The organism is Halobacillus sp. B23F22_1 (assembly GCF_043497005.1).
Classification (GTDB): Bacteria; Bacillota; Bacilli; order Bacillales; family Halobacillaceae; genus Halobacillus_A.
Genome location: NZ_JBIEKE010000007.1, coordinates 22,366 through 40,864 on the forward strand (window position 1 = coordinate 22,366; position 18,499 = coordinate 40,864).

The following is an 18,499-nucleotide window of genomic DNA, read 5'->3' on the forward strand; positions in this document are numbered from 1 at the left end:
CCCATACAGAATAAACGGGTGATAAATATAGTATGATACACCATAAAAAACCTATGCATAAAAATTAAAAAGTAGCGGGAGCAGCAGTTGTAAGCTTTTATAACTTTCGTTCAAGTATATATTTACTTGTTGCATTTTTAATTTCAAAAAGACGGTCTCCCGGTGAGAAGAATACCAGCTTGAACAGAGTCTTAGTTCTCTTTAAGAAGCTGAGACTGAGGCTGAGCCCGTGCCATTGAACGGAGCGGCGTACATTATATGTAACCTAAATAATCCGAACTGATTTTTATAAAATCGTTCGGATTATTTTATACTTTATTCAGTTTTTTCCCGTCCTATTTCTTTTATGCACTTGTCGCTTCGCGCGTTAATTGTGGGAGTTTCTCTAGAAATTCTTCCACTACATTATAACGCTTCAATGCCGACTGACGGTCCCAGGTAATTGTTACTTTCAATTGACCATCTTCGGTTCCCAGTTGAATCATCCGGCCATATTCATTAGCGACTTCAAATAATTTTGCCCCATCTACTTGCTGACTTTGATTAGACTCCATCAGCATTTCAATTTTTCTCTTTTTCTCGGATATAGATTCAATCCGGGCTTGCTTGGCATAGTATTTGATCGTAGAGACACGGAATAAGTTTTCTACTTCGTCCGGATAATCACCAAAGCGGTCGATCAGTTCATCTCGTAAATCGTGGATATCTTCCACGGATTCAATCGCTTGAAACTGCTTATACATATCGATTTTTTGTTTTTCATCCGAAATATATTCTTCTGGAATATACGCATCTATGTTGAGATCAAGTTCTGTTTGGAATGGCTTCACAGCTTCGGGTTCTATACCTTGACGTTTAGCTTCAATCGCGTCTTTCAACATTTGAGAATACATGTCAAACCCTACAGAATCAATAAAGCCATGCTGCTGGGCACCTAACAAATTCCCAGCTCCTCGAATAGACAAATCACGCATCGCAATTTTGAAACCGGATCCCAGTTCTGTGAACTCTTTAATGGCCTGTAACCGTTTCTCCGCTACTTCGGTTAACACTTTATCTTTTTGATAAGTGAAATAGGCGTAGGCGACGCGGTTGGAACGTCCAACTCTCCCTCTTAGCTGATAGAGCTGACTAAGACCCATTCGATCAGCATCAAATACGATGAGGGTGTTTACATTCGGAATATCCACCCCTGTTTCAATAATCGTTGTGCTGACGAGAACGTCGAACTCCCCTTCAAGGAAGGAGAACATCACATTCTCAAGCTCCGTTTCATTCATCTGTCCATGAGCAAATGCCACTCTTGCTTCAGGTACAAGAGCGGATATTTCCTGGGCCATTCTTTCGATATTTTCTACACGATTAAACAGGAAGAATACCTGCCCATCCCTTGCCATCTCACGCTCCACAGCTTCCCTCATAAATACAGGGTTATATTCAAGAACATAGGTCTGGATGGGGAAGCGGTTCTCAGGCGGTGTTTCAATGACAGATAAATCTCTTACACCTAACATTGACATATGAAGGGTTCTTGGAATAGGCGTAGCTGTTAAGGTCAACACGTCTACATTAGACTTCAATTGTTTAATCTTTTCTTTGTGTTTCACCCCAAAACGCTGCTCCTCATCCACAATAAGCAAGCCTAAATCTTTAAACTGTATATCCTTCGATAGTATGCGGTGCGTTCCTACAACAATATCGATAAGTCCTTTACGTAAGCGGTCTGTCGTTTCTTTCTGCTGCTTTTTCGTGCGGAACCGACTAAGCAGGCCAATATTGATCCCGAAATCCTGGAATCTCTCCTGCATCGTTTCGAAATGCTGCTGCGCTAAAATTGTCGTTGGCACAAGCAGTGCGACTTGTTTTCCATTCTCCACTGCTTTAAAGGCTGCCCGAATCGCAACTTCTGTCTTCCCGTATCCCACGTCTCCACAAAGCAGACGGTCCATCGGGCGTATTCTCTGCATGTCTTCTTTAATTTCTTCAATACAGCGGATTTGATCTTCTGTTTCCTCATAGGGGAAGGCAGCTTCGAAGTCACGCTGCATTTCACCATCGTCACCGAAAGCGTGTCCTTTAGAAGCTTCTCGTTCAGCATAGAGTTGAATGAGGTCATCTGCAATATCCTCAACCGAGGATTGAACACGGCTCTTAACCTTCGCCCACTCACTGCCGCCGAGCTTATATACTTTGGGCTCTTTCCCTTCAGAGCCGACATATTTTTGGATAAGATCAATCTGATCAATGGGAACGAAAAGTTTATCATTTCCAGAGTACTTCACCATAAGAAAATCCTTATGACTGTCGCCCACTTTTAAAGTTTCTATTCCGATGTACTTCCCGATTCCATGATTCGCATGAACAACATAATCGCCGACCTTTAACTCTTGATAGTTCTTAATTCGTTCGGCGTTCGACAGTTTCTGCCGCCTTTTAGGCTTTGCGGTACGTTTCTTGAACAGTTCATTCTCAGTCAGCACGGCTAATTTATGCATCGGCCATTCAAATCCACTGCTGATATTTCCTTTTACAATAGTTGGAATGTTAACTGGAAGCTTAGGCTGCTGTTTAGCCACCACTGCTTCCATTTGGTAATCATCCAGTACCGAATGAATTTTTTCTGCCCGCTGGTCGTCAGGAGCTAAGATGATTACACTATATCCCTGTTTCGTCCAGCGGTCCATTTCGGTTTTCAACAAATTCATCTGCCCATGAAACTGCTGCATTTGACGGCTGGAGATGTTAACGATATTCTGCGGCTGAGTATTAGGTATGTGACGCATAAATACAGATAAATAAAGCTTTGTCTGCTGCATGTTTGCCCACGTATCATGCCAGTCAAAAGATATACGAAGGTCACGAACCATCTGATTAACCTCAAGCAGACTATTGTGCCACTCCGCTTCTTCGTGATCAAGTCTCCCAGCTGTTTCTTGAATCCGACTCATTTCATCGAGAACAATTAACCCATTCTCTGGTAAGTAATCTAGTAAACTAACAGGTTTTTCATAAAAATAACCAATGTATTTATACATTTCCTGAAATCTTTCCCGGTGCTGCAATTGCTCTATATCACGCTCAATATATGAAGTCAGTGTTTCTTTAGCTTCAGATTTTGTCAGCTTTTGCAAAGAGTGACTAAGCGCTTCCTCTAATTTATGAGATGCTCTTGTAAAATCTTCTTCGGTTAACAACATTTCAGTTGCAGGTCCTACGTGCGCAAAATCATATTTTTCCTGCGATCGCTGCGTTTCCGAATCAAACGTTCGAATCGAGTCCACCTCGGTATCAAACAGTTCAATACGATATGGATATTCCGCTGTTAATGGATAGACATCTATAATGCCTCCACGAATAGAGAATTCGCCTGGACTGGCCACCATATCCGTACGTTCATAGCCCATACTGACAAAACGACTTAAATATTCATCCAGATCAATTTCTTCACCAACACGAAAAGGGAGCATGTTGTGCTCCCAATAATGTTTTGGCGGCATAATCCGTTTTAAAGCGGCAACAGGGGCAATGAGAATGCCGGAGTCCTGGTGAAGCCATTGACTTAAAGCCTCAATCCGCTGACTTCTTAACTCGGGACTAGCTACTGCAATTTCAGAGGCGATCAACTCATTGACTGGATAAAGAGAAACTTCTTCTTTATCGCTAAGCTCCGCTAAATCATCATATAGTTGTTGAGCTTGAATCAGCTGATGGGTAACAACTAATACAGGACGTTCTAACGATTCGCGAAGCAATGAAATCATCACACTTCGAGAAGCTCCTGACAAACCAGCCACCATTTGCTCTCTCATACCAGATTGAAAACCTTCGACCACCGAATGAATATCATCTTGAGGATACAAATACTCTTTAATACCGTCCATAACATACTCCTCCACCACCATGAACGCTCTTAAGTGGAGACGTTCTGGTTTACTGAATAAAAAAGTCTAACTCATGATAATGAGGATGCTGTTGAAGGGATCGCTCACACGAATCACATATCGTCTTGATGTTCATATTCCCTTCACGATCATACGTAATCATTTCTCTATGGTCATCTTCAGACAAACACTCTAAGCCAAGCTCAGAAACCTCGACCCTTTCACGATCTAGTTTTCCTACTTGGCGTTGACAATGCCGGCATATATAGTTAATTAGCATACATACACTCTCCTTGTTAGCAGTACATGTCACTATTGTTGCCGGCTTTTTGCAAGGTTATACAGTTCTTATTTTACATTAAAGTCATTCATTACTTCATTAAAAGACTGCCCCATCCAGGATTCACAAGCTTTGACAGATTGTGTAATCGCTTCACTTACAGGACCTTGCTGCTCTTCGCTGAATGGACTAAGTACATAGTCAACTACTGTCGTTGAGCCGCCCGGCCGTCCAACACCTACGCGTAGACGATTAAAATCTTTCGTCCCAAGGTGAGTGATAATATTACGAATGCCATTATGACCACCATGTCCACCTTTTTGACGAAGCCTGATTTTTCCTGGCGGCAGGTCTAAATCATCGTATACGACAAGTATATCTTCTTCCTCTATTTCATAATAATCCATGAATAAACGAAGCGACTCACCAGATAAATTCATATACGTTTGAGGCTTCAGCAAAAGAATTTTTTCTCCTTTTACATGCTCTATCGTATATTGCCCTTTAAACTTATCTTGAGAGAGGGTCCAGTGGTTTTGTTTCGCTAATTCATCGAGAATGATAAAACCGATATTGTGACGCGTTTTATCATATTTTTTACCTGGATTTCCTAATCCAACAATACACTTCATATATGATCTTCCTTTATCCTGTCATTCATATTCGCTTCATTATAACAAACCTATGATAAAAAAATTGTCAGAATGCTGTTTACGTAAAAAAAGAGCGCAACCATCGGCTACGCCCTATGCTTCTATTATAAGATTATTTATCGTCGTTTTCACTGTTTTCTTCATTATCAGAGCCTTCATCATCGGCTTCTTCACCGACACGCTCAGGTTCAGCATCTGCGTTATCCAAGTCTGGCTCTTCCGGCATTTCTTCCGGCGGAGTTACAGAAACAATCGTTGTATTTTCATCTTCTGTAATCTCATACTTGCGAGATTCTTTGAGATCCCCTACCATAACAGCGTCTCCAATGTTTAATTCAGAAACATCTACAACGATCTCTTCAGGAATGTCGCCCGGCTTCGCACGGATAGCCAAATCATATAACGGCTGTTGTACAACGCCGCCTTCCTTAGCTCCTGCTGCTTCACCTTCCAGGCGTACTGGTACTTCTACATCCATCTCTTCGGACATATTGACAATATAGAAGTCAGCGTGAATAAGCTCGTCCTTTAACGGGTCGATTTGATACTCATGAAGCATAACATTAACTGTAGATCCTTCATCAATATCTAGTGATATAATTGCGTTTTTACCCTCGTCACGTACTGTCTTTAACAGTTCAAGACTATTGACTGCAACGTTTACAGGTTCTTTATCTTTACCATATACAACACCAGGAACGTTTCCTTCGTGTCGCAGTTCACGTGTCACTGATTGTTTTAGATCTTTTCTTTGATTTGCTTTTAATGTAATTGCCAAAATAATCTCCTCCAGTTAATTAACCATTCATTATATTCAGGTTCCCTTTTCTAACAGAAGTTAAACATTTTTCATTACAAAAGTATTTCTTAATCAAACAAGATACTTACAGATTGACGCTCGTGCACACGGATAATCGCCTCACTAATGAGCGGAGCGACGGAGAGTGCTGTAATTTTATCGATTGTTTTTTCTTCTCCGAGTGGAATTGTATTCGTTACAACTAACTCTTTAATCTTAGAATTTTCAATTCGCTCCAGTGCAGGACCTGAAAGAACAGGGTGTGTACAACAAGCATACACGTTCTTCGCTCCATTTTCCACTAAAGCATTGGCTGCGAGCGTAATCGTTCCCGCCGTATCTATAATATCATCGATCATAATAGCCGTTTTTCCTTCAACGTTACCTACAATATTCATAACCTCAGCTACGTTAGGCTTAGGGCGCCGCTTATCAATAATGGCAATTGGAGCCTTTAAGCGGTCAGCCATTTTACGGGCTCTCGTTACTCCACCGTGGTCTGGTGATACAATGACCACATCATCGAAGTTCTTCGACTTGAAGTAATCGGATAAGATGGGTACACCTACAAGGTGGTCAATTGGCATATCGAAAAATCCTTGTATTTGCGGGGCATGCAGATCCAGCATTATCACTCGGGAAGCTCCAGCCGTTTCAAGCAAGTTAGCGATAAGTTTCGCTGTAATAGGCTCCCTCGCTCTTGCTTTTCGATCCTGTCTTGCATATCCGTAATAAGGCATAACAATATTAATCGACCTGGCAGATGCACGTTTTAACGCATCAATCATGATTAAAAGTTCCATTATGTGTTGATTGACCGGAGCACATGTCGATTGCACGACATAAACATCGCATCCACGAATACTTTCATCGATATTAATCTGAATTTCCCCATCACTGAAGCTGGTGACTGTACACTTTCCTAATTCTGTCCCTATATTTTCAGCAATTTCTTTAGCAAGCTCAGGGTTTGAGTTAAGAGAGAATACTTTTAATGCTGAATCCTTGTATCCAGTTGCCATGGATTTGAACCCTCCGTTAGTCTTTTTTATTCTGGAATTTAGTAGCATAGCCTTCTTTATTTGTCTGACGAGACCTGGCAATGGACAAAGCCTCTGCAGGTACGTCTTGATTAATCGTAGATCCCGCTGCAACATATGCTCCTTTGCCTACAGTGACCGGAGCCACCAAGTTTGAGTTACATCCAATAAACGCATCGTCTTCGATTGTCGTCAAAAATTTATTATGGCCGTCGTAGTTCACTGTTATTGTACCACACCCAATGTTCACGCCGGAGCCTACATTAGCGTCACCAATGTAGCTTAAGTGAGAGGCTTTACTTCCATCGCCGAATTCAGCTTTTTTCACTTCTACAAAGTTACCGATTTTCACATCATTCCCTAAGTCAGAATCTGGGCGAATGTGAGCAAATGGTCCAACCTGAACACGAGCTCCAATTCTGCTGTTTGCAGCTACGCTTTGTTTAATGACCGTACCTTCCCCAACGTTGCATTGGGTAATGTTCGAATGTGGTCCAATGATGGCATCATCTTCAATATGACTATCCCCATCAACAATAGAACCAGGATACACGGTCACATCTTGGCCAAATGTGACGTCAGGTCCAATATAAGTATTATCTGGATCAATGATCGATACACCATTACGCATATGCGTTTCGTTAATACGCTGTTTCATCATTTTCTCAGCTTTTGACAGTGCTACACGGTCATTTACCCCTAATGATTCTGAAAAATCAGTTGTCTGATAGGCACTGATAACTTCGCCTTGACTTTGAAGGATTTGAATAACGTCTGGCAGGTAGTATTCTCCTTGAGCGTTATCATTAGACACATTTTGAAGCGATTCAAATAGCTCCTTGTTATCAAAGCAATACGTCCCTGTATTAATTTCCTGAACGGCTTGCTCATCTTCAGAAGCATCTTTCTGCTCAACAATTCGCTCTACTTGTCCATTGCCGCCGCGAATAATACGGCCATATCCAGTTGGATCTTCAGCATGAGCGGTTAGTATCGTTGCCTTAGCTCCTGTTTCAATGTGATGATTCATCATATTTTGCAGTGTTTCCTTTGTTAGTAAAGGAGTATCACCGCAAGCAACGATCGTTACACCTTCTTTATTTGCCAGAATGTCTTCTGCTTGTTGAACCGCATGGCCTGTACCAAGCTGTTCTTTTTGCACGACATACTGACTTTTATCACCAAGCTGATCCTGGACTTTTTCAGCGCCAAAACCTACAACACTAATTAATTCATCTAATTCAAGCTTATTTAATTGATCAACCACATGTTCAACCATCGGTTTGCCGCAAACAGGGTGCAGAACCTTGTATAGTTTCGACTTCATTCGCGTCCCTTGGCCAGCGGCTAATACAACTGCATATTTTTGGGTCATGAAGCAACCTCCATCCTATTTATCCACTATGAATAATATCTTAAAACAGGCGTAATTTCAACAAACATCCCTTTAAAAGCAAGCAGGCAAAAATTCTCATGTCCGGTATCTTTTATGTATACAAAAAAAGAAGCCAGACCCCCCCTTGAAGGTCAGACTTCTATTTGACAAGCGGTTACGAAGCGCCTGCTTCTTCATATTCAACTTCTGATTCCGATTCCCCTACTTTATGGTACTCTTCAAGAACAGCATCTTGAATCTTACCACGCGTCCCCGAATTAATCGGGTGTGCGATATCACGGAATTCCCCATCAGGAGTACGTTTACTTGGCATAGCTACAAACAGGCCGTTGTTGCCATCAATCACCCTAATGTCATGGACAACAAACTCCTGATCCAAGGTAATAGAAGCAATTGCTCGCATTCTTCCTTCGGTATTTACGCGTCGCAGTCTTACGTCAGTTACTTCCATTAAAAGTTCACCACCTTTTCCCAAAAAGAACTTACTAAATAAATTCCACAAACCACCAAAAATTCCTGCTTAATTTCCAAAAAAAATTAGCGATCAGGATTTTTGAAGTATTACAAGTCTTTAGATACGCAAAAAGAAAGCCTTTACACCAACGGTTCACGGCTTTCTTTTATTGGAAGAATTTATTATATTTTTTATTTTATTTCCTTTAAAAAGTTGCCCGGATGTACCTCTATCTTTGATTTTCGATCGTCTACGTTCATGATTTGAACGAGGGACACGTGATCGTCAATCACCCGGTCTTCCTCTTCATCTTCTGCTTCAGCTAAAACACCGATCCCCGCTACTTCTGCGTTGAATTCTTTCAGGAGGCTCTTCATCCCATTAATGGTGCCCCCGGCTTTCATAAAATCATCTATAATACAAACTTTAGACCCTTCATTTAAAGACCGTTTAGTCAGAACCATCGTTTGAATTTTTCTTGTTGAACCAGACACATAATTTATGCTTACTGTTGAACCCTCTGTCACTTTTGGATCCCGTCTCACGATGACGACTGGAACATTTAGATATGAGGCCACGGCATAAGCAAGAGGAATGCCTTTTGTGGCTACTGTCATTACCGCATCAATTTCTCTGTCGGCAAATGCAGAGGCTAACAAACGACCAATATTTCTGATGGTATCCGGTTCGCCAAGTAAATCGCTCATAAACAAATACCCGCCCGGAAGGAGCCTTTCTGGATCTTCCAAACGTCGGCATAATTCAAGGACGAATTGTTCGCTGTAGTCCGTAGAAAAAGCAGGTATATATTTCACTCCACCTGCTGCTCCAGAAACAGTTTCTAAATACCCGACACCTTCTTGCTGAAAGATTTTGTTCACAATTCCTAAATCTTCACTAATAGAAGACTTAGCCGCTTGGTAATTCTCTGATAAGAAAGGCAGAGAAATTAATTCCCGAGGCCGCTCGAGCACATAATGGGTCATCGCTACTAATCGTTCACTTCTTTTCATAAAAAAGACACCCCGAAATCCGAATGTTATTATTAAAATATATCAGATTTGTACGGATTTTAGCAAGTGGTTTCTCGATTTCCCAACATTCGTACAATATGAACTTCCGGACAAAAGCCTTTTAACGAATTATAAATGCGATGAACCCTTGCATCTTGAGCCACGAGTGCAAAAACTGTGGGACCACTGCCACTCATTAATACAGCGTCCGCACCGGCCTCGCTCATTTTTTCTTTTATTTGATTTACTTCCGGGTGAAGCCTGGTGGTGACTCCTTCTAATGTGTTGGAGACGTGTGTACAAATGCTTGTAAAATCTTTTTCTTCTAACGCTTTAATCATCGCTTGTGTATCAGGGTGCTCCGCTCGCTTAATATTCAATTTTTGATAAACCGCTTGAGTGGAAACCCCGATTGCCGGCTTGGCTAAAACGACCCAGCAAGGTGGTGGAGAAGGTAAATGCGTTATTTTTTCTCCTCGTCCTTTTGCCAGTGCAGTTCCTCCATACACGCAAAATGATACGTCTGAGCCTATTTCTGCCCCTAATTCAGCAAGCTCATCAAAGTCAGCTTCAAGACGCCACAGTTTGTTGACTCCACGAAGTACTGCAGCTGCATCACTACTTCCGCCAGCTAAGCCAGCCGCTACAGGTATGTTTTTCTCAATAAAGATTCTTACACCTTGTTTTACTTGAAAGTGTTCTTTCATCAGCTTTGCCGCTCTGTATGCCAAGTTTCGTTCATCATTAGGTACAAATCTGCTCTCAGAAACGACTTTAATTTCGTCCTGATCTAACAGTGTTAATTCAATGCGGTCGGCAAGATCGACAGTAGTCATTACCATTTCCACTTCATGAAATCCATCATTTCTTTTATGTAACACATCAAGTGACAAATTAATTTTGGCCGGTGCCTTCTCTAAAACAACCACACGGACACCCCCTTCTCTCATTATCTCTTTCAGCATTGTACCACATTATAAATGAAGAGAGGTAGCGCTCAATGGTCTCTCTTCCTATGGTGTGTGCTCTGTGGTACCAGGTACCGGAAAGCTGAAAATGGTTTAGAAAGCAAATATATGTATTCCGGTACCTGGTACCTCGTTGTCCTCCCTTTAAATAAAGAGAGTTAAAATCGCACAACAACAGCTCAGCGAAAACCTTTCGCTGAGCTGCTTCTTTTACTGCTGATCTTTCATCATTTGCTCTTCAGCCATCTGAATGGCACGCTTCACCATATTTCCGGCATCACGAGTTGTAATGCCGCCCCAGCCATCTTTTTCGACTTTGTCGTAAAACCCAAGTTCTTTTGCGATTTCTTCTTTCAACGAATCGGACATCATACTTCTACGTCCCACCGCCTTCAGCTCCTTTCGCCATCACTTAGCTACGACACGGTTAGTATGTGAATGAATGAAAATTTAATGTGATGTAGAAAAAGGAAAGAGAGGGAGGTTTATTTGCTCATGGCTCCTTCTCCATCATTGGTGGGCGCTCAGGGTACCTTCTCTATCATTGGTTGGTGCTCAGGGTACCAGGTACCGGAAAGCTAAATGTGGTTTAGAAAGCAAATGTATGTATTCCGGTACCTGGTACCCAAATGCTCATTTAATGTTAGAAGAAATAACCTTTTATTCTTTTCTTTAAAATGAAAGCTAAAAAGAAAAAAAGCAGCAACCCCGTAGGTTTACTGCTCCATAGCCATTGTTGATAGGTCGTCAAAGCTAAGTTCGACGGTCTCTGTGAGTACATCTGCATAACTATATGATACACGTTCGAAAGCATTTTCGTCTTGGTCTAATTCAACAATAAAAACGGCTGGGTATGTTTCAGCAAGAACACCAGAACGTTCAATGGTCTTACGGCGTCCGCCATTCGCTTTTAATGTTAAACGTTTTCCAATTTGCCCCTCAAGGGATTGTTTGATTTCTACTAACGTTTTAGCCACTATACTCCACCTCACTAATGATAAATATATCATTTTCTCCAGCCAAAGTCAAATAAAATATTTAATTATAACAGTATGCTAAATTCAATGTCAATACAATAGTTCATGGATTGGAGGTTATTTATAAATTTTTACAGTAAATTCTTTTGTCAGTAGACAATCGTCGGTATTACCCTTTAAACTCCGTCATATTGCGCTACTTTTCGACATCCTCTGAATAAGGCATTCCTATTCTAAGAAGTCCCCTGGTTTGAAGACCACCTAAGCCTTTTTCTCCGCTAATGGTATTTCGCACAACTTCCCAAATATTAATATGATCCATAAAAGACGTATAAGCAACACGTGCTGCTACATATACTGGATCAATAGCATGGATATTGACCCTTGCCGGCGAGCTTGCAAAGTTTGCTCCTGCTTTAATAATGGACTCAAAATGAGATTGACATGCGCCTGCAAATATTACTAAGTGGTCAAAATGAGGATAGTCCTGCCTTAAGTTGCGTACCGCTTCAACAAAGTACTTGGAGTTGCGATAAGAGTCCAGTTCCCTTACAGAACCTTTTGCCTTTGAATAGGCATCATGACCTGTTAACACCACAATTTCGGGATGAATTTTCTGTACGAGAGCAGGAACTTCAGAAGGCATATTCTTTTCTTGAATGTACTGCCCATGAACCTGTAGACCGAGCTGCTCATACAATTGAACGCATTTCTTTAGAAATAACGGATCACCGTCAATGTGAAGGATTCTTGGGGAGATTTGAAAATAATTTGATTTTTCTTCAAGTTCTTCATACCCGCCTCCTGCTTCCACCTCCCGCTTTTCCTTAAGAAGGCGGTAGTCTTGACGAAAGAGACGATAAGAACAAGCCTCTTGTTTATTTATATGTGATTTTCTCTCTTCGTATTCAGATCCTGAGACTTTTTTTAAATCCTCTAAAGGAGCATCTGCTTGAAGACGTATATCTTCACCAATTAATTTAACCGTCGAGCCTTCTATAGAGAACACTCGAAATAAAACGTCGTGATTATAAGATTTTCTTGTTACTAGGTCTCCATGTGTTAACACCCGCATCCCACCTTACAGCAAGCACTACATTAGTCTATGTGGGAGTTCTCTTCCTGTTACTTTTCGTAAAAGTGGCGAGCGAGTACGGCGAATTCTTCTATGGATAACGATTCTCCTCGACGGCCTGGATCGATTTCAGCGGCTTCGATAAGCTTTCTAATCTCTTGCTTATCCATTGTATCTTTAAAGTGGCGAGCTAAGTTATTCATTAAAGTCTTTCTTCTTTGTCCGAACGTAGCCTGCACAACATTAAAGAAAAATTCTTCATTTTCGACTTGGACAGGCGGCTCCTTGCGCATCTTTAAGTGTAAAACTGAAGAATCTACATTAGGTTGAGGCATAAACACGGTTTTAGGCACGTTCATAGAGACTTCAGCTTCCGTATAATACTGCACAGCGATCGATAAAGACCCGTAACTCTTTGTGTTTGGAGAAGCAGCCATCCGCTCAGCCACTTCTTTTTGAATCATAACTGTAATGCTTTCAACCGGCAGTCGTCCCATTAACAGTTTCATCAAGATTGGGGTAGTAATGTAATAGGGAAGGTTAGCGACAACTTTAATAGGCTGTCCTTCGTTAAATTGGGCAGCGATTACCTCATTGACATCAGCTTGGAGAATGTCTTTATTAATCACGGTTACATTATCATAATCAGCTAGTGTGTCTTCTAAGATTGGGAGAAGACGTTGATCAATTTCAAACGCCACTACTCGATCGGCATGAATCGCCAGTTGTTCCGTCAAAGCCCCAATACCTGGACCGATTTCAATAGCACCGGCCTCTTGATCGATGCCTGCGTGATCGATAATATTTTTTAAAATATTGACGTCGATTAAAAAATTTTGTCCTAAGCTTTTCTTAAACGCAAAGCCGTACGTTTCAAGAATTTCTTTCGTCCGTGTCGGGGTAGCCACTGCTTTATTTTTCATCTTTTTCCTCCTGAACTATTTGATTCATTGTCTCTTTTAACTGCTCTTTAGATATTTGAAACATGTTCAAGCGCTTCAAAAGCTGCTTGCCATTCGTTTTACCTATTCGAAGAGCGGCTCCGAGTTTCTCACGGCGCTGGCCTGCTTTAGGGCCGCCGATCAAGCCATAGGCGATGAGTTCCTCTTTTTCTATTGTTCCCTCTTCCTCATCCGTCAACTCATAAACGCCCTGTAAAGCCTGCTTTATATCTTCAATACCGGCATGCTCTACACCGACCCCTTTATCTCGTCTGGCTCTCGCCAATTCTTTAGGTAAAAAAGCGTGCTTACATCCAGGAACGTACTCTGATACGATATGGCGGATCCGATCCCCTGGAAAATCAGGATCCGTAAATATAATGACGCCTCTTTTTTGCTGAGCGATAGCAATCCTTTCTAACACATCTTCATCAATAGCAGAGCCGTTGGTTTCTATGGTATCCGCTTCTACAGCTTGTCTAATCCTTGCCGTGTCATCCCGGCCTTCCACAACGATTACTTCTTTTATTTTCAATCGTATTTCCTCCAAAAAACTCATATAATCTTTCATAGCATAGCATAGAAAAAAAGCAGAGGAAACGCCCTTCCTCTGCTTACATATCATTCATCTCAATCTAACACTTTTACTTCAACCGTTTTACTTCCAAAGCTTTGAGCTTCAGCAGTAGAAGGAACATGCACGTCAATCTTATTTCCTTTGATTGCACCGCCAGTATCTGCAGCAACTGCTGTACCATACCCCTCTACCCAAACTTTACTCCCTAAAGGAATAACACTTGGATCTACAGCCACTACTTTTTTATCAGGATTCGCATTTAAATCAACGCCTGTTGCGGTCTTACCGGAACATCCCGTGCAATCCGCAGTATAAGCAGTTGCTTTCATGTGTAATGTCTCAGATTTTTTTTCTTCTCCTCTTGATACTGTATCATTTGAAGATTTAGAGTTAGAAGAAGTTGAAACGAGAGTAGGTTTAGACGAATCGGATTCATCAGGTTTGTCAGCAACTGGCTGTTCAGGTTCAGACTCTGACTGCTCCTTTTTAGTGCCTAAGGCAACAACTTCATCAATACTTTCTTTTTCTACCTCTTCGTTAACCAGTTTCCGCTCAGATTCTTCGCCATTTTTAAAAGTAATTTCATATTCTTTCGTTACCTTCCCGTCTTTTCCAGAAGTAACTACTTTTTCTTCGCCACTTAACAAAGAGTCGTCCTTCTCTTTAACAACTTTATATTCTACGTCCTCTTCTATCGTTTCTGTCTTTCTTTCGATTCGAGTAATCGTCAGGTGAGAATCCTGCTTTAAAGAGTCTTGTTCATTTTTATTTAATTCGTCCAGTTTAGAAAGTTGGATACCCTCTTCTTCTAATAATTCAGCTACTGTGGAAGCGGTTGTCCACACTTTCTCTTCATCGCCGCCATCATTTACTGTCACTTGCATGGCTTTGTTGATCGAGATCCCCATATCATCCTCGATCGGGGCATTTGATGCATGCGAGATTTCGTCATGCGCTTTCCACTCGAATCCTTGTTCATCAAAGAATTCTCCAACCGTGGAAGCGGTCGTATGAAATTGTTTAGTATCGTTATTTATAGCTACATTGATGGATTTAGATGCTATGTATTCGACATCCATTCCGTATTCGATGGGTTCAGACAATTCGTGTGAAAGGCGGTCATGTGCTTTCGGGTTTACATCAAGTTCTTGTAATAAATCTTTAAAAGTATGGGCATGAGTGCGAATTACTTGAGTTTCCCCGTTTTGTGTCACCTTAACCGAAGCTTTCGTTGCTTCATACGTAACGAATCCTAGAAAAGTAATCGTAAAGGCTGAAATTATAAATGTCCACAGTATCATAGAACTTGCTACTGCTTTCGTCTTTTTCATAATTTTCATAGTTCCTTTTCCTCCTTTCTTTCGTCCACGTTTTACTAAAAATATGACAGTCATTTTTCAACTTGTTTCTTTCAAATAAAAAAGAGTCAGCATTCAACTGCTGACTCTTAATATTATGCACTTTTACCTAGACGATTAACATAACAGACATGTTACAGTTCCTATACAGATGAAAGGGGAGCTGTAACATTAGTGCTAAAGTCCTCCAATTTACGACTTAATTCGGAAAAATTTCAGTGCATTTTCTGTTGTACGTTTACTTACTTCTTCATACGTTAATCCTTTAAGTTCAGCAACTTGTTCAGCCACAAGCTTAACGTAGGCAGGCTCGTTACGTTTGCCGCGATTAGGATGTGGAGCTAAAAAGGGGCAGTCGGTTTCGACAAGCAAATGTTCTAAATCAACGGCCTCTGCTACTTCTTTAGGCAGCTTCGCATTTTTAAAGGTTACAGGTCCTCCAAGGGAAATCATAAAATTCATATCGATGCATTCCTTTGCCGTTTCGACCGGTCCGCTATAGCAATGCATGATGCCTCCAACTTCAGCTGCGTTTTCTTCTTTTAAAATTTCTACAATATCATCCGTTGCCTCGCGGTTATGAATAATGATGGGCATCTTTAACTTTTTAGCGAGTTGGATTTGTTTTCTGAATACTTCTTTTTGCACGTCTGCTGGTGATTTGTCCCAATGATAGTCGAGCCCCATTTCTCCAATAGCAACAACTTTAGGGTGAGAAGACAATTCTTCAATCCATTGTAAATCCTCTTCTGTCATATCGATCGCATCTACTGGGTGCCAGCCTACGGCTGCGTAGATATGATCGTAATCTTCAGCGATTTGAATCGCTAATGGGATGGTTTTTCGATCAAAGCCAACGACGGTCATATACTTCACGTCCGCTTCATGGGCCCTTGCGATTGTTTCCTCTAAATCGTCAGCAAATTGATCGGCGTTTAAATGTACATGTGTATCAAATAACATGATTATCCTCCTCATTCACATGATAAGAAAAGGGAAAAGCTTTATGCTCGCTTTTCCCCTTTTGTTTTCACAGGCTTTATTATTTAACTTTTGCACCGTTTGGAAGGGTTTGGTCAATAGAAGCTAACGCCAGCTTCCCTTGATCATCCTGCCCAGCTAAAATCATGCCCTGGGAAAGTTCTCCACGCAGTTTTACAGGCTTTAAGTTTGTCACACAAATCACCTTTTTACCTGTAAGCTCCTCTTCTCCGTAATGCTCGGCAATGCCCGAAACCACCTGACGTTTTTCTTCACCGAGATCCAGCTGAAGCTTAAGAAGCTTGTCCGCCTTTTTAACTTTTTCCACTTTAGTAACCTCTGCCACACGGAAATCCAGCTTCATGAAGTCATCAATCGTTACTTCTTCCGGCTGAGCTTTCTTTTCTACTGCTTTCTTTTCCGGCGCAGGTGCTGCAGGCTTCTTCATCATATCCTTAATAATTTGCACTTCTTCTTCAGCCTCTAGCCGTGGAAAGATGGGTTGATCCTTTTGAACGTTGGCAGGACGGCCGTTAAACTCTGCAATGCTGCCCCATTCTTTATCCTTAGCGTCAGAAATGCCGAGTTGAGAGAAGATCTTCTCTGGCGTCTCTGTTAAAAATGGCTGAAGCATAACCGCGATATGGCGAAGTGATTCAGCAAGATGAGCCATCACATTTCCTAAACGATCTTTTTGCGCTTCATCTTTTGCTAACACCCATGGTTGTGTTTCATCAATATATTTATTTGTTCGACTTACAAATTTCCAAAGATCTGCAAGAGCCACGGAGAATTCCATGTGTTCAAGCGAGCTTACAACAGCTGCCTTCGTCTCTGCGGCTAAGTTTTCTAAGTTTTTGTCGTATTCATCCTCAGACAAAGTAAGCTTTGGAATTTCTCCATCAAAATATTTACTTATCATGGCTACGGTTCGGTTTAGAAGGTTTCCTAAGTCGTTCGCCAAGTCGTAATTCGTACGTTCGACAAAGGCCTCAGGGGTAAAGACACCATCAGAACCAAACGGTACTTCACGCAGCAGGTAGTAACGCAGCGCATCAAGACCGTAACGGTCGCTTAGTTGAACAGGGTCTACTACATTCCCTTTTGACTTAGACATCTTACCGTCTTTCATAAGAATCCAGCCGTGGGCAAACACTTTTTTCGGTAACGGCAAATCAAGAGCCATCAGCATAATAGGCCAGTAAATCGTATGGAAACGAACGATCTCCTTACCTACGAGGTGTACATCTGCGGGCCAGTACTTTTGATAAAGTTCGTCGTTCTCACTATCGTATCCTAAGGCAGAGATATAGTTACTCAGTGCATCAATCCACACGTAGACCACGTGTTTTTCATTGGATGGAACTTTCACGCCCCAATCAAACGTCGTTCTAGAGACCGCTAAATCTTCTAATCCAGGTTTAATGAAGTTATTAATCATTTCATTTTTACGGCTTTCCGGCTGAATGAACGTCGGGTTATTTTCATAAAACTCGAGAAGCTGGTCGACATACTTGCTCATCTTAAAGAAATAGGATTCTTCTTTAACTTTTTCTACTGGACCTCCACAGTCTGGACAATGCCCATCCTCCAGCTGTCTTTCCGTAAAAAATGATTCACAAGGCGTACAATACCATCCCTCATATTCATCCAGGTAGATATCGCCTTTCTGTAATAAATAATCGAAGATCTTAGCGACTACTTTTTTATGACGATCCTGAGTGGTACGGATGAAATCGTCATAAGAGATATCAAGTTTGTCCCAAAGGTTCTTAATGCCTGATACAATATCATCCACATAAGCCTGCGGGGTCACTCCGGCCTCTTCAGCTTTTCGCTGGATTTTTTGTCCGTGCTCGTCCGTTCCAGTCAGATACATGACATCATATCCACGTAGACGCTTATAACGTGCCATTGCGTCTCCCGCCACTGTAGTGTATGCGTGGCCTATATGCAAGTTACCGCTTGGGTAATATATTGGTGTACTAATGTAAAAGGTCTTTTTCTCTTCTGACATCATGTGCCCTCCTTGTTTTCAACATTCATACAGTGTATTGTACCATTCTTTTTGGTTAATTTCTGTATATCCATATCTAACTCTAAAAT

General features: G+C 41.4%; 17 protein-coding genes. All 17 read right to left on the reverse strand.

The window, feature by feature from the left end:
• Nucleotides 1–344: 344 nt before the first annotated feature.
• On the reverse strand, nt 345–3,881 hold the full coding sequence (gene mfd, locus ACGTNH_RS20890) for a transcription-repair coupling factor (RefSeq protein ID WP_394589016.1): 3,537 nt from the start codon (nt 3,879–3,881) through the stop codon (nt 345–347).
• Between the two features lie 49 nt (nt 3,882–3,930).
• Nucleotides 3,931–4,161, reverse strand: coding sequence for an anti-sigma-F factor Fin (gene fin, locus ACGTNH_RS20895; RefSeq protein ID WP_394589017.1), 231 nt, complete (start codon nt 4,159–4,161; stop codon nt 3,931–3,933).
• A 68-nt stretch (nt 4,162–4,229) separates the two neighbouring features.
• Nucleotides 4,230–4,793: an aminoacyl-tRNA hydrolase gene (gene pth, locus ACGTNH_RS20900; RefSeq protein ID WP_394589018.1), complete on the reverse strand. Its 564-nt coding sequence runs from the start codon at nt 4,791–4,793 to the stop codon at nt 4,230–4,232.
• Nucleotides 4,794–4,926: 133 nt separating this feature from the next.
• Nucleotides 4,927–5,592 carry a 50S ribosomal protein L25/general stress protein Ctc gene (locus ACGTNH_RS20905; protein WP_394589019.1) on the reverse strand — a complete coding sequence of 222 codons (666 nt, stop codon included), beginning with the start codon at nt 5,590–5,592 and terminating at the stop codon, nt 4,927–4,929.
• Nucleotides 5,593–5,681: 89 nt separating this feature from the next.
• A complete protein-coding gene (locus tag ACGTNH_RS20910; RefSeq protein WP_394589020.1) occupies nt 5,682–6,635 on the reverse strand; it encodes a ribose-phosphate diphosphokinase in 954 nt (317 codons plus the stop codon).
• 16 nt (nt 6,636–6,651) lie between these two features.
• Entirely contained in the window at nt 6,652–8,028 is a 1,377-nt protein-coding gene (gene glmU / locus ACGTNH_RS20915) for a bifunctional UDP-N-acetylglucosamine diphosphorylase/glucosamine-1-phosphate N-acetyltransferase GlmU (protein ID WP_394589021.1), read from the reverse strand.
• A gap of 175 nt (nt 8,029–8,203) precedes the next feature.
• Nucleotides 8,204–8,500 carry a septation regulator SpoVG gene (spoVG, locus tag ACGTNH_RS20920; protein ID WP_394589022.1) on the reverse strand — a complete coding sequence of 99 codons (297 nt, stop codon included), beginning with the start codon at nt 8,498–8,500 and terminating at the stop codon, nt 8,204–8,206.
• A gap of 194 nt (nt 8,501–8,694) precedes the next feature.
• A complete protein-coding gene (gene purR, locus ACGTNH_RS20925) occupies nt 8,695–9,516 on the reverse strand; it encodes a pur operon repressor (protein WP_394589023.1) in 822 nt (273 codons plus the stop codon).
• A 59-nt stretch (nt 9,517–9,575) separates the two neighbouring features.
• Nucleotides 9,576–10,445: a 4-(cytidine 5'-diphospho)-2-C-methyl-D-erythritol kinase gene (gene ispE, locus ACGTNH_RS20930; RefSeq protein ID WP_394589024.1), complete on the reverse strand. Its 870-nt coding sequence runs from the start codon at nt 10,443–10,445 to the stop codon at nt 9,576–9,578.
• Between the two features lie 249 nt (nt 10,446–10,694).
• On the reverse strand, nt 10,695–10,856 hold the full coding sequence (locus ACGTNH_RS20935; protein ID WP_394589046.1) for a small, acid-soluble spore protein, alpha/beta type: 162 nt from the start codon (nt 10,854–10,856) through the stop codon (nt 10,695–10,697).
• 344 nt (nt 10,857–11,200) lie between these two features.
• Entirely contained in the window at nt 11,201–11,461 is a 261-nt protein-coding gene (gene veg, locus ACGTNH_RS20940) for a biofilm formation stimulator Veg (RefSeq protein ID WP_101847154.1), read from the reverse strand.
• Nucleotides 11,462–11,657: 196 nt separating this feature from the next.
• Nucleotides 11,658–12,536 (reverse strand): sporulation peptidase YabG, encoded by an 879-nt coding sequence (gene yabG, locus ACGTNH_RS20945; RefSeq protein WP_394589025.1) that lies wholly within the window; start codon nt 12,534–12,536, stop codon nt 11,658–11,660.
• A 50-nt stretch (nt 12,537–12,586) separates the two neighbouring features.
• Nucleotides 12,587–13,459, reverse strand: a complete 873-nt coding sequence (gene rsmA, locus ACGTNH_RS20950; protein WP_394589026.1) for a 16S rRNA (adenine(1518)-N(6)/adenine(1519)-N(6))-dimethyltransferase RsmA — start codon at nt 13,457–13,459, stop codon at nt 12,587–12,589.
• Nucleotides 13,449–14,012 carry a ribonuclease M5 gene (gene rnmV, locus ACGTNH_RS20955; RefSeq protein ID WP_394589027.1) on the reverse strand — a complete coding sequence of 188 codons (564 nt, stop codon included), beginning with the start codon at nt 14,010–14,012 and terminating at the stop codon, nt 13,449–13,451. The genes rsmA and rnmV overlap by 11 nt, the downstream gene beginning before the upstream one ends.
• A 95-nt stretch (nt 14,013–14,107) precedes the next feature.
• Nucleotides 14,108–15,394, reverse strand: a complete 1,287-nt coding sequence (locus tag ACGTNH_RS20960) for a ubiquitin-like domain-containing protein (RefSeq protein ID WP_394589028.1) — start codon at nt 15,392–15,394, stop codon at nt 14,108–14,110.
• A 210-nt stretch (nt 15,395–15,604) separates the two neighbouring features.
• The gene (locus ACGTNH_RS20965; RefSeq protein ID WP_394589029.1) at nt 15,605–16,375 is read right to left on the reverse strand and encodes a TatD family hydrolase; all 771 of its coding nucleotides are present in this window, start codon (nt 16,373–16,375) and stop codon (nt 15,605–15,607) included.
• A 79-nt stretch (nt 16,376–16,454) separates the two neighbouring features.
• The gene (gene metG, locus ACGTNH_RS20970; RefSeq protein ID WP_394589031.1) at nt 16,455–18,410 is read right to left on the reverse strand and encodes a methionine--tRNA ligase; all 1,956 of its coding nucleotides are present in this window, start codon (nt 18,408–18,410) and stop codon (nt 16,455–16,457) included.
• Between the last annotated feature and the right edge of the window lie 89 nt (nt 18,411–18,499).